This is a genomic window from Legionella stuttgartensis, assembly GCF_977063405.2.
In genome coordinates this window covers 1-11,454 of record NZ_CDRUHA020000069.1, presented here as the reverse complement: position 1 = coordinate 11,454, position 11,454 = coordinate 1, and the positions used below count along the sequence as shown (strand labels likewise).

Below are 11,454 nucleotides of genomic sequence, written 5' to 3'. Positions count from 1 at the left end.
GCTATCCGCAAGTGATTTCCATTGCGCAGCGGGCAGGGCGCAGTGAGCTTGATGAAGATGCGCTACCACCCAACATCAGTGAATTTGATGTGCTTCTTAACTTTGATAAAGACAAGTCCATGAGACCTGATGAATTGCTGCGTCGCATTCGTGCGGATTTGGCGAATATTCCTGGAGCCGTATTTAACGTGGGGCAATTCATTGCTCATCGTATGGATGAAGTGCTTTCTGGGGTACGCGCTCAAGTGGCCGTTAAGATTTTTGGGGATAATTTATCCACACTCAATGAACTAGGACAATCGATGGAGACCCTGTTAAAATCAGTACCAGGGGTGGTGGATGTGAATAAGGAACAACAGATTAAAGTCCCTCAATTGGTGATTCAACTCGATCGCGAAAAAGCAGCGCGCTATGGAGTCAATGTGGGGCAGATTTCGGAAGACGTGCAAGTGCTTCTGAATGGCGTGAGTGTTTCCAGCGTTTTAGAGGGGCAACGCACGTTTGATTTGTATCTTCGAATGGATAAACCAGGGCGTGACAGCGTCAAGAACATTCAAAACATGCTGATTGATGCTCATGGCGTGGGGCAAAATACCATTACGCAAATCCCATTGCGGGCTGTGGCTGAGATTGCATTGGAACCGCAACCTTTTGCAATTAATCGTGAGAACGTGCAACGGTTGCTGGTGATTTCTTTTAATGTGGAGGGGCGGGATTTAGGTAGCGTGATTGCTGAAGTGCAACAAGAAGTGCAGGAAAAAATCAAACTACCCACTGGTTATTTTATTCAATACGGCGGCCAATTTGAAAGCCAGCAACAAGCCTCCAGAGTGATTTTGGTTTTTGGTGGCTTGGTGATTTTTGTGATGCTGATTTTGCTGCATAAAGCGTTTGGGACGTTTCGAGAGGCTTTATTGGTGATGTTTAATTTGCCCTTGGCACTTATTGGTGGGGTCATTTCATTGTTTGTGGTGAGTGGCGAGATGAGTGTGGCCGCCATGATTGGGTTTATTACGCTGTTTGGAATTGCGGCGAGAAATGGCATTATTTTGGTGAGCCACTATAATCAATTACGATTGCAGGGAAAAACTCGGGAGCAGGTGGTCATTGATGGCACCATGGACCGCTTGGTGCCCGTATTAATGACAGCTGCTACAGCGGCACTGGGCTTGATTCCTTTGTTGTGGGGTTCGCCTGCCGGAAAGGAACTTGAACGACCTTTGGCCCAAGTGCTTTTAGGTGGGTTATTGACTTCTACGGTTCTCAATATGTTGGTAGTACCTACGGTGTATAACGCCATTGAAGTATGGCGAAAAAAACGGATGCAATTCAATGAAACAGAACAAGGAGAAATAACATGAAGCACATTACTTTGAAACAAAAAAACCACTTCTGGTTGGGGCTTATAGCCAGTGTTTTGATGGTTTTCGGGAGCTCCCAGGTTTTTGCTAATCCAACTGAATCTATTCCTAAAACCGTCCCAGCCATTTGGGAAGCAATAGACAAGCATTCTGCATCCATTAATCAAATATTAGGCGGGGATGATTTAACGTCCATACACGAGCATGCGTTTGCCATTCGTGATTTAGCCAATGCATTACCTGCTTTAAGCAAGGATTTATCAGAGGAGCAGAAAAAGACACTGCAACAAAATCTAAGCTATGTTGGTCAATTGGCGACTCGTCTTGATAAAACAGGAGATGCCAATGATAAAGAAGGGACGCAAGCCAACTGGCAAAAATTGCAAAAAGTGTTAGCACAGCTGCGTGCGCTGTATACTCCCAATGCCCCTAATTAATCAAGGAATGAGTCATGAGGGGTGCAGGAATTCAATGGATTGAACATTTTTGTAAAAATCTGTCCACAACAGATAAAGATGTGGATTATTCAGGATGGTGGTGACGCATGGACAAGGAAAACACCGATTCGCCTTATCAAATGGGGCATGATTTTATTTCTTATCAACTGGATTGTTGGCAGCGTTCTATTTTATTTTGGGATACCTTGCGTGAACGCGCCAATAATATGATGGAGCACGAACAACAAGGGTTGCCACCACTGCTTAATTTCAAATATGAATTAGTTTTGGATGGGAAATCATTGGAACCCAAAACCAATTATGCATTGGTTAAAATTCTTGAGGTCGGTGATGTGTGCTTTGAAGAGTGTTTTGATCCTCATGCTCATCCGGTGATTATTGTGGATCCCAGATCAGGCCATGGGCCAGGGATTGGTGGTTTCAAACGGGACTCTGAAGTGGGCGTAGCACTTCATAGTGGTCATCCTGTGTATTTTGTTATTTTTTATCCTAATCCTGTGCCTCATCAAACGCTCGCCGATGTCCTGATGACTTTGCGCCATTTTGTTGAAAAAGTCCAAGCCTGGCATGAAGGTAAAGCCCCCATTCTTTATGGCAATTGCCAAGCCGGTTGGATGCTGGCTTTATTGGCCTCTGATTGCGCGAGATCGGTTGGCTTGACAGTCATGAATGGCTCACCGGTTTCTTATTGGTCCAACAGCGAAGAAGAAGCCAATCCCATGCAGTTATTAGGGGGACTCTTGGGTGGCTCCTGGAGTGCCCGTTTTCTATCGGATTTAAAAGAAGGGATCTTTGATGGGGCGTGGTTGGTCTCTAATTTTGAGTTACTCAATCCCACCACAGCCATTTGGGATAAGTATTATGGCTTATTTGATGAAATTGACACAGAGCAGGAGCGATTCTTGGAGTTTGAACGCTGGTGGAATGGGTTTTACCAATTTAGCCAGGAAGAGATAATGGCCACCGTGAATAATCTTTTTATTGGCAATCAACTAGAGCGCGGTGAAATGCGGATTCATAAAGGATGTGTTTACGATTTGAAACGCATTCAAAGCCCTATTGTTCTCTTTGCTTCCCAAGGCGATCAAATTACCCCACCGAGGCAGGCTTTACATTGGATAAGAACAATTTATCCTACGACACAAGCATTGAAGAAGGCCAAACAGCGAGTGGTGTATCTGCTTCATCCTTCCGTTGGGCATTTAGGAATCTTTGTATCGGCTAAGGTCGTTCGTTTGCACCATCGTGCTATTTTAGAGCATAGTGATGCCATTGAGCAATTGCAGCCAGGGCTTTATGAAATGATAATCGTTAACCCAACAGGCGATCCCGATTGCAGTAAAGAACAATATCATGTGCGTTTTGAAGCGCGCGAACTCACAGAACTTTGCACAACGAGCTCCACGCAACAGTTTGACAAGGTTCGTCAAACATCCGAAGCCAATGACTCGATTTATCAAAAAGTTATCCAACCTTCCGTGCAGAGCTTAAGTAATCCTTTTTTATCCTGGTGCCTTGAGAAAACGCATCCCATGCGCCTAAGTCGCTATGTGTTTTCTGAAAAAGTGAATCCGCTGATGAAAGCAATCGAACTATTAAGCCCACCCATTCAAGCCAATCGCCGCATGGCTACACAGAGCAATTGTTTTAAAAAAATAGAGCATGGTGTTGCGCAGATGATGAGGGATTCGTTGGAATCCTCCCGAATCATGCGTAATGACGTGATGGCAAATTGGTTTGAAGCCCTTTATAAGGATCCCGATTAACAGGCGAGGAAATTAATTCATGGAGCGTATGGCATCAAATTCCTCGTCAAGGTTCATTTCACTCTCTAAGTCCGCTTCATGAACCCCTTTCTCATCAAAAAGAGGGTTAGTTTCTCGAGCTTTTTCTTCGTAGTCATTCTCTACAAAACAATCCTTAGCGTTCATAACAATTCCTTCAAAATGATTGTTCTTGTCCTTGCCAACGACTAAAGACAACCCGGTTTATTGTTGCTATTTTCATCTCTGACATTTAGCATAACGGATACGATTCAATGAACAAAAATAAGAAATAAAAAGGGGTCAACTGAATAGCCATTTGGCTATTTTTTTATAAGAAGAAACGAGGGAATGGGATGTTGGTTCCCCAAACTGGAATAAGGAACGCATCGACCATGATAGAAATTATCCCCAATTGGCACCCCATTTTTGTCCATTTTACCGTGGCCTTATTTACTGTTTCGGTGATTCTTTATGCCCTAACCTATGTATCCTCTTACATTCATTGGAACACCAAGCCATTGATTGTCGAATTGGAAATTGTGGCGCGTTGGTGTTTATGGCTGGCCGCATTGAGCACGATGACCACCGTGTCCGCTGGGTTTTATGCCTTTTATACGGTAAAACATGGTGCTATGGCGCACGCCGTAAAAGTGATTCACCGCAACTGGGCACTGGCTACTGCAAGTGTCATTTTACTTATGGCGTTTTGGGTTGTTTGGCGTTATATTAAACACCAAAAACCGACGCTGCTCTTCTTAATGGCTTTATTCCTTGTGCAAGTGCTGTTGCTCACAACCGCTTGGTATGGGGCGGAATTAGTCTATCGGCATGGGTATGGTGTTTTGCCTGTCACAGCAGAAAAGACGGTATCACCGCATTAATACGATTTTTATGGAAGGATGGAAACATGTTACAAAAGGATTTGCGTTGTTCAATTAGGAATTATTGCTTTATTTTTTCCTTTTTACTGCTCGGTTCTTCTGCTGTGTTTGCCCAGCATGAGCAACATGGTGCCTCAACACAACCGTTAACTTCCTCGAAGAGTACACCATCTCAATCGAAACCTGCACAATACAAAATGGAACAACCTACCACTAAAAAACAATCTCCTAAAGCGGTGACGCCTCTAACTATTACAGGTGGAGCAAAGCGTACGGTTAATTTGGTGGTTGCTTATAAAACGGTGAATTTTGCAGGCAAACCAAGACGCGCCATTGCTGTTAATGGGCAAATTCCAGCACCGACGTTGCATTTTAAAGAAGGGGACGATGTCACCATCAATGTGTATAACCATTTGGATGAGGGAACGTCCATTCATTGGCATGGTCTTTTAGTCCCTTGGCAAATGGATGGGGTGGACGGGGTGAGTCAAAAACCAATTCCCCCAGGAGGCGTGTTCCATTATCGCTTTAAGCTTTACCAACGAGGGACCTATTGGTACCATGCCCATGCCAAGGTTCAAGAACAAGAAGGCTTATACGGGACTTTTATTATTGACCCGCCTAATCCTCCAAGCTATCACTACACCAAAGATTATGTGGTGGTGTTATCCGATTGGAGCAACACCCCTGCGGAACAAGTACTTGCGAATTTAAAAAAAGACGGCGACTATTACGGTCCTCGATTTCCCCTACAACCCTCGCTTATGAAGTTTCTTCATGATTATCGTAAAGCGTCATCCGAAGAGCGTAAAAAATTAATTGCTGATTATAAAATGATGCAACAAATGCGCATGAGTATCTATGACTTAAGTGACGTGGCGTATGATGCGTATTTATTAAATGGTCACCCTAAATCTCATCCTTGGACCGCCCCTGTGAAAGTAGGGGATAGGGTGCGGCTACGCTTCATTGGCGCAGGAGCAAGCACCATCTATCGTGTTAAAATTCCTGATGCCAAAGTGGAGATGGTGCATATTCAGGGAAATGATGTAACCCCCTATCCCATTGAGGATTTTTGGATTGCACCAGGTGAAACCTATGATATCCTGGTGACCATTCAAAAAAACGAGCCTTACATTATTTATGCCGAGTCGATTGACACGCTGGGCAAAGCGTATGGGGCTTTAGTGACTCATCCTAATCAAGTCGTCAACTATCAGCACGTGACTCCTTTCCCTGAGCCACTTCCTGTCACAAGAGAAATGATGGCCAACATGATGCAGTCTATGAATAGCGGGGGGATGAGTGGAAATCAACAACACGCCTTGATGAACAAAAAAACATCATCAACGGCGATGAAACCCTCCATGACCATGCCTTCGCACTCTCAAGCAATGAGTTCGCAAAGTGCTAATCATTCGATGTCCTCTAAGACTATCCAAAAGAAAATGGACAATGCATCCAATCATTCCGCTCACACCTCATCAATGAAGTCCAAATCCTCATCGACCTCGATGAACAAGAGTATGGACATGCCAGGTATGAATCATGGGGCAATGAGTCAGAGTAAGACGCCTAACTCTGCTCAAATGAAATCTGACCCCTCGTCGACCTTAATGAACAAGAGCATGGCCATGCCGGGCATGAATCATAGCGCAATGGGTCAGAGTAAGAAGTCTCACTCTGCTCAAATGAAGTCTGACTCCTCGTCGACCGCAATGAACAACAGCATGGCTATGCCGGACATGAATCATAGCGCAATGAGCCAGAGTAAGACATCTCACTCTGCTAATGACATGTCTATGAATAGGAACATGAAGTCAGATAGGCCTATGGAACATGGCATGTCGATGAATGATTCCATGAACATGCAGATGCCTATTGAGCCGACCATCATAGGCGATAAAATAGAGCCGCCTGATTCAGCAAAAGCCACCACCTTAGGAACCAAATACCAAGAGTTAAAAGCAGCAGTGAAAACCAATAATCCGAATAAACCAGTCGATGGGATTATTAAAATGGAATTGTTTGGTTATATGGACCGTTATATCTGGTTTATTAATGGCCTACCAGAATACAAGGCCAAACCGATTTTGATTGAGCCAGGCAAGCGTTATCGGATTATTTTTACCAACAATTCGATGATGCGTCACCCCATGCATATTCATGGTCATTGGTTTATTTTACGCAATGGTCATGGGGCTTACGATCCCTTATTACATACCATTGAGGTGGCTCCAGGAGCTACTGCCGTTGCCGATTTTGATACTGAAGCCAGCGGCCAATGGTTTTTCCATTGCCACCATCTTCTGCACATGACCGCAGGCATGGCGCGGGTATTTCAATACACCACCATCATTGAGATTGCCAAAGGCACTCGAAAGCCAGACAATTACGCCTATCAGCAAGCCTACATCAATCGGCCGGTCGTACGAGAAGACGAAGTCATGCCACTGGATGCTTCTCTCATCAAACACCCCGCAGGGCATCATCAAGGTTTCTATCGTTCAAGCTATATTGAACTCGGTGAAGATCCTTTTCATAATGCTCAGGAAATGACGTTTAGAGGCCTCTATGGCCCAGATTACAATAAGCTCCAGTTGTATACTGAGGACGCTGAAATTTATAAAGGAACCGTTGAAAACGCAGATATCGATGTGTTCTATTGGCATTTGATTAGCCAATTTTGGGCAGTTAAAGGAGGAGTCAATTATTTTTATCGCCCCGGAGGCCCTTATTGGCAACCTGGTATTGGTATTGAAGGGTTAATGCCTTGGTATATTGATACCAATATTAGAACGTATTATCGTGATGGCAGTGTGAAGTTTGACATTCAGTTAGCACGGGCTAACCAACTGACCAATAACTTCTTCTTCCTCACTGGGCTTCGCAGCATTCTGGCCACTCATACCGTCGTCAAAAACGAGATTGGCAATGGCTTAAACCAAATGCGTTACATCCTTAGGCCTTATTATCGTCTTAAGCCAGGGCTTAATATTTTTACAGAGTACGAACATGATGAAGAATATGGTGCTCTTAAGAGAATTCTTCGAAGTCAAGGAGAGCCTACCACTCAAGATACAATCACGTTAGGAGTAGCTGTTCTTTTTTAAACGGTCACGTGAGTTGCTTATACCAGGATACTGGAGTCCTGGTGCACTAGATAAAAGTACCGGTTTAAGCCCACGCTCTTGCTCATGGGTTTGAAATTATTTTGAGTTCAGAGTAGGCCAAATAACAAATAGTTAGTACCCATGGTTTGTCCAGAAGAAACCTCGTGAATGCACTAATTGGAGGAATGTATGTATTTAGATGCTCTTTCACGGCTTGATAAGGCCGCTTCATTTTGTCGTATTGATTCCGAAGCTTTAGAGAAACTGAAACACCCTAAATCCTGTCTGGAAGTATCTCTCCCAGTTCGGATGGATAATGGTGAATTAAAAATTTTTACAGCTTATCGAGTCCATCATAATGACAGCCGTGGTCCTATGAAAGGGGGCATACGGTTTCATCCAAAATTGGATTTAGATGAGATAAAAACTCTTGCATTATGGATGACAATAAAATGCGCTGTCGTCGACATCCCCTTTGGTGGTGCAAAAGGTGGGGTAATTGTTGATCCAAAACAATTATCTCGCATGGAGTTGGAGCGATTAAGTCGAAGCTACATTGAGTTAATAGCGGATTTTATTGGACCAGACAAAGACATCCCTGCTCCTGATATGTATACCAATGAGATGATCATGGGCTGGATGATGGATGAGTATGCCACCATTGTTCGGCAAAATAGTCCAGCGGTAATCACAGGCAAGCCTATTTCTTTGGGAGGGTGCTTGGGGCGTGAGGGTGCGACCGGTCTAGGTGCCTACTATTGCATTAAAATTCTTGAAAAAAAGAAAAAATGGCAGTCTTCTGAGCTACGAGTTGCTGTTCAAGGATTTGGTAATGCGGGACAAAGTATTGCTAAGCTGCTTTACGACAATGGCTATAAAATTGTTGCGATAAGTGATTCGAAAGGAGGAATTTATAATACCAAAGGCATCGATATACCTCGCATGATTGAAATAAAAAACAGCTCTAAAGAGGTGCAGTCCATATATTGCAAAGAGTCTGTTTGTAAACTTGCGAAGGATGCTACCATTACGAATGAAGAGTTATTGGAACTCGATGTCGATTTACTTATCCCAGCTGCTGCACAAAATCAAATTACCCAAGAAAATGCAGCCAGAATTAAGGCGCCAATAATCATTGAAATTGCAAATGGTCCAATAACCTTAGAGGCCGATGCACTATTGCAGAAAAAGGGAGTATTAATTGTACCCGACATATTAGCCAATACGGGTGGGGTCATCGTAAGCTATTTTGAGTGGGTTCAAAATAAATCAGGTTATTATTGGAGTATGGAAAAAGTTCAAGAAGAATTACAGACTATCATATCCCGTGAATTCAAGAATATTTGGCAGCTGATGGAACAATATCAAACAGATATGCGGCAAGCGGCATACATTCATGCCTTGAGTCGATACGATAAAGCAGTTACAGCCCAAGGAACTCGCGGATATTTTTCAAATTTAAGCCTAAGCCTATAAGGAGAGTTATCCTGCTTGAATTTCATGCCTCTTCTTACTGGGGCTCATTGTCCTATTATTGGTGTTGATTGGGGTATTAGGCTTACTCTCCCCAAAGATTAGAAGGTCCTTCCCCACGTCTTTATGACGGTGACTGATTTACCTGACTGAATATATTTGGCACAAAAAAAACCTCTTAACAACATGTTAATACAGTACCACGCATCAAGAGAATGAGCTCCCTTCTTCTTAATGTCCGCTGCCATGCCCGCCTTGCCAGCCGTGTCCACCTTGTCCACCGTGATGCCAGTTTTGTTGGTGCCAATTTTGATGCCAGTTATGATGCCACTTGTAGTGGTATTGAATCCAATGCCATCTATGTCCATCCCAATGCCACTTACCATGTCCACCATGAGGTGTCCAATGAGGTGGATGATGGACACTGGCAGCCAATATCATAGAACCTAATTGGGAATCATTTTTGACTGAGGTATCAAAAGCAGCGGCTACAGCAGTTGAGCCTATCAAAGCGGCTACAGCAACAAACCGCTTCAACGTCTTTAAAGTCCACATATTGCCGCTCCTTGTAAAGGATGTGATAGCGTTATTTCTAAGCTAGTCTAAATCCAATACTTATCAATCTAAGTATAGACAAGATAGCACTTTAGTTCGAAATTTGAACAATATATGGGTGATACTTTACTGGCGCAATCTTTTATCAGGATGGACTATACTAATAAAATTTAATGAGCAAAGGAGGGCACATCATGTCGCCTGAACCTAAGCATCACCCGCAGTCATCAAAACCACAAAAAGAGATGCACTTTTGGAGTTCTCCTTCTGGTATGGTGGCCATCATCATTATTGGGATTATTGGCTATTTCTTGATTGTAGAGCATGGTGCTCACATTGCGAGTTTTCTTGGGGCTTCGCCTTTTTTGCTGTTAGTCTTACTCTGTCCACTAATGCATCTGTTTATGCATAGAGGACATGGAGGTCATGAAGAGGAGCATCATCATAAGTCTGATAATGAGGACGACTCGTCTGAGGATAAGGATTAATCGAAAATGGAACATACTTCGTATGCCTATGGTTTGTGGTTATTGGTCATTGTCAATTCGGCTATTTTCATTTTGTTTGCGTACAGTTTTACCACCACGTTTAAAACAAGGCGAGATTGGCGCGCCTTTGGTGCTTTTTCTGCGTTTGTCATCGCTTATTTTACCGAAATGTATGGTTTTCCTTTAACCATTTATTTTCTGTCAGGATGGCTTTCTAAATATTATCCTGGAGTAGATTTATACGGTCATGACAGTGGTCATTTACTCCATACCCTGCTTGGCTTGAAAGGTGATCCCCATTTTGATGTCTTTCATATCTTAAGTTTTGTCTTCATTATCGGCGGTCTTTGGATGATTGCATCCGCCTGGGGTACTCTTTATCGTGCTCAAAAGAAGCATCAACTTGCAACCAGTGGGCTGTATGCCAAAATTCGTCATCCGCAATATGATGGGTTTATTCTGGTGATGATTGGTTTTTTATTGCAATGGCCAACCATTCTGACCTTAATCATGTTTCCTATACTGGTTTATATGTATGTTCGTCTCGCACGTAGGGAAGAAAAAGAGGTTTTGGCGGAGTTTGGTGAGGAATATCAACGCTACGCTGCGGTTACTCCTGGGTTTATACCTCGTTTTGGTAAACAACAAGACAGTAAAGGAGGTGCACCATGATGTTTATGTTTCACAGTGCCGAGATGCTCGGCCTTATCGCAATAGCGCTTGGAATCATGTTGGTCGTCTGGGCATTACGTAATGAAGGCAACAGTACTGGATTAAGCAAAGTATTTGGATGGCTGATTGTCATTATTGGGATTTTAGGGGAATTATGCAGTTCTTATTACGCAATTAAATACTGGTATGCAGGCTATTTCCAGATGCCAATGATGTCAGGTGAAGCATTCCTATTTCATGTGGCTCAGATGTTGTCTTTGATTGCTATAGCGTTTGGTATTATTTTGGTTGTCTGGACTTCACGTCACGAAGGTTTCGGTATTTCGTTGGCAAAAGTTTTTGGTTGGCTCATCGTTCTCTTTGCGATTTTAGGAATGATTTGTAGTGCTTATTATGCCACTGTGTATTGGCATAAAGGATATATTCAAACGCCTACTGGTATGCCTCTGTTGATGCAACATCAAATACCGATGCAGAAACAGTCACCCAATCAATAGTCCTGGTAAGTGCCATAATAAATTGTTATGGCACTTATAATTTTCCATTGTAGAGAAGGAGTCCCTCAATGATGCTTATAAAACCCAACTCCTTTAATATCAGTCCACAACGTGGTTTGGTGGCAAAGGAAGCATTGATCGACACGGGCTTCATGCTCATGAGCCACTTTTTTTGAAATCATATTAAAAT

Annotated in this window: 11 protein-coding genes; 9 read left to right on the top strand and 2 right to left on the bottom strand. The window is 43.2% G+C overall.

Features of this window, described 5'->3' with window-relative positions:
* From ACWTEW_RS24540 to ACWTEW_RS24530, 3 genes are all read left to right on the top strand, one after another.
* A partial coding sequence (locus ACWTEW_RS24540; protein WP_454783568.1) for an efflux RND transporter permease subunit occupies positions 1 to 1,361 on the top strand: 1,361 nt, incomplete at its 5' end.
* A complete protein-coding gene (locus tag ACWTEW_RS24535) occupies positions 1,358 to 1,798 on the top strand; it encodes a hypothetical protein (RefSeq protein ID WP_021460701.1) in 441 nt (146 codons plus the stop codon). The genes ACWTEW_RS24540 and ACWTEW_RS24535, both read left to right, overlap by 4 nt.
* Before the next feature lie 107 nt (positions 1,799 to 1,905).
* Positions 1,906 to 3,585 carry a DUF3141 domain-containing protein gene (locus ACWTEW_RS24530; protein ID WP_058393165.1) on the top strand — a complete coding sequence of 560 codons (1,680 nt, stop codon included), beginning with the start codon at positions 1,906 to 1,908 and terminating at the stop codon, positions 3,583 to 3,585.
* Between the two features lie 12 nt (positions 3,586 to 3,597).
* On the opposite strand, the gene ACWTEW_RS24525 is transcribed toward ACWTEW_RS24530, so the two are convergent.
* Positions 3,598 to 3,750, bottom strand: coding sequence for a hypothetical protein (locus ACWTEW_RS24525; RefSeq protein WP_021460683.1), 153 nt, complete (start codon positions 3,748 to 3,750; stop codon positions 3,598 to 3,600).
* Between the two features lie 188 nt (positions 3,751 to 3,938).
* Here ACWTEW_RS24525 and ACWTEW_RS24520 point away from each other — a divergent pair, with 188 nt between their 5' ends.
* The 3 genes from ACWTEW_RS24520 (at position 3,939) to ACWTEW_RS24510 (ending at position 9,055) form a co-directional block, all read left to right on the top strand.
* A complete protein-coding gene (locus tag ACWTEW_RS24520) occupies positions 3,939 to 4,466 on the top strand; it encodes a DUF2231 domain-containing protein (RefSeq protein ID WP_031297968.1) in 528 nt (175 codons plus the stop codon).
* A gap of 26 nt (positions 4,467 to 4,492) precedes the next feature.
* Positions 4,493 to 7,579 (top strand): multicopper oxidase domain-containing protein, encoded by a 3,087-nt coding sequence (locus ACWTEW_RS24515; RefSeq protein ID WP_021460681.1) that lies wholly within the window; start codon positions 4,493 to 4,495, stop codon positions 7,577 to 7,579.
* Positions 7,580 to 7,768: 189 nt separating this feature from the next.
* Positions 7,769 to 9,055, top strand: a complete 1,287-nt coding sequence (locus ACWTEW_RS24510) for a Glu/Leu/Phe/Val family dehydrogenase (protein WP_011946137.1) — start codon at positions 7,769 to 7,771, stop codon at positions 9,053 to 9,055.
* 228 nt (positions 9,056 to 9,283) lie between these two features.
* Here the strand turns inward: ACWTEW_RS24510 and ACWTEW_RS24505 are convergent, their stop codons facing one another.
* The gene (locus ACWTEW_RS24505; protein WP_021460680.1) at positions 9,284 to 9,607 is read right to left on the bottom strand and encodes a hypothetical protein; all 324 of its coding nucleotides are present in this window, start codon (positions 9,605 to 9,607) and stop codon (positions 9,284 to 9,286) included.
* 194 nt (positions 9,608 to 9,801) lie between these two features.
* Here ACWTEW_RS24505 and ACWTEW_RS24500 point away from each other — a divergent pair, with 194 nt between their 5' ends.
* From ACWTEW_RS24500 to ACWTEW_RS24490, 3 genes are read left to right on the top strand one after another with little or no spacing between them, the layout of a single operon-like run.
* Complete coding sequence (locus ACWTEW_RS24500; protein WP_021460679.1) at positions 9,802 to 10,095, top strand: DUF2933 domain-containing protein; 294 nt, start codon at positions 9,802 to 9,804, stop codon at positions 10,093 to 10,095.
* A gap of 6 nt (positions 10,096 to 10,101) precedes the next feature.
* Positions 10,102 to 10,767: a methyltransferase family protein gene (locus tag ACWTEW_RS24495; protein ID WP_021460678.1), complete on the top strand. Its 666-nt coding sequence runs from the start codon at positions 10,102 to 10,104 to the stop codon at positions 10,765 to 10,767.
* The gene (locus tag ACWTEW_RS24490; protein WP_021460677.1) at positions 10,764 to 11,264 is read left to right on the top strand and encodes a hypothetical protein; all 501 of its coding nucleotides are present in this window, start codon (positions 10,764 to 10,766) and stop codon (positions 11,262 to 11,264) included. The genes ACWTEW_RS24495 and ACWTEW_RS24490 overlap by 4 nt, the downstream gene beginning before the upstream one ends.
* Positions 11,265 to 11,454 lie beyond the last annotated feature (190 nt).

Coding starts and splice junctions, on each gene's coding strand:
- ACWTEW_RS24535 (WP_021460701.1), top strand. CDS start 1,358: ATGAAGCACATTACTTTGAAACAAAAAAACCACTTCTGGTTGGGGCTT.
- ACWTEW_RS24530 (WP_058393165.1), top strand. CDS start 1,906: ATGGACAAGGAAAACACCGATTCGCCTTATCAAATGGGGCATGATTTT.
- ACWTEW_RS24525 (WP_021460683.1), bottom strand. CDS start 3,750: ATGAACGCTAAGGATTGTTTTGTAGAGAATGACTACGAAGAAAAAGCT.
- ACWTEW_RS24520 (WP_031297968.1), top strand. CDS start 3,939: ATGTTGGTTCCCCAAACTGGAATAAGGAACGCATCGACCATGATAGAA.
- ACWTEW_RS24515 (WP_021460681.1), top strand. CDS start 4,493: ATGTTACAAAAGGATTTGCGTTGTTCAATTAGGAATTATTGCTTTATT.
- ACWTEW_RS24510 (WP_011946137.1), top strand. CDS start 7,769: ATGTATTTAGATGCTCTTTCACGGCTTGATAAGGCCGCTTCATTTTGT.
- ACWTEW_RS24505 (WP_021460680.1), bottom strand. CDS start 9,607: ATGTGGACTTTAAAGACGTTGAAGCGGTTTGTTGCTGTAGCCGCTTTG.
- ACWTEW_RS24500 (WP_021460679.1), top strand. CDS start 9,802: ATGTCGCCTGAACCTAAGCATCACCCGCAGTCATCAAAACCACAAAAA.
- ACWTEW_RS24495 (WP_021460678.1), top strand. CDS start 10,102: ATGGAACATACTTCGTATGCCTATGGTTTGTGGTTATTGGTCATTGTC.
- ACWTEW_RS24490 (WP_021460677.1), top strand. CDS start 10,764: ATGATGTTTATGTTTCACAGTGCCGAGATGCTCGGCCTTATCGCAATA.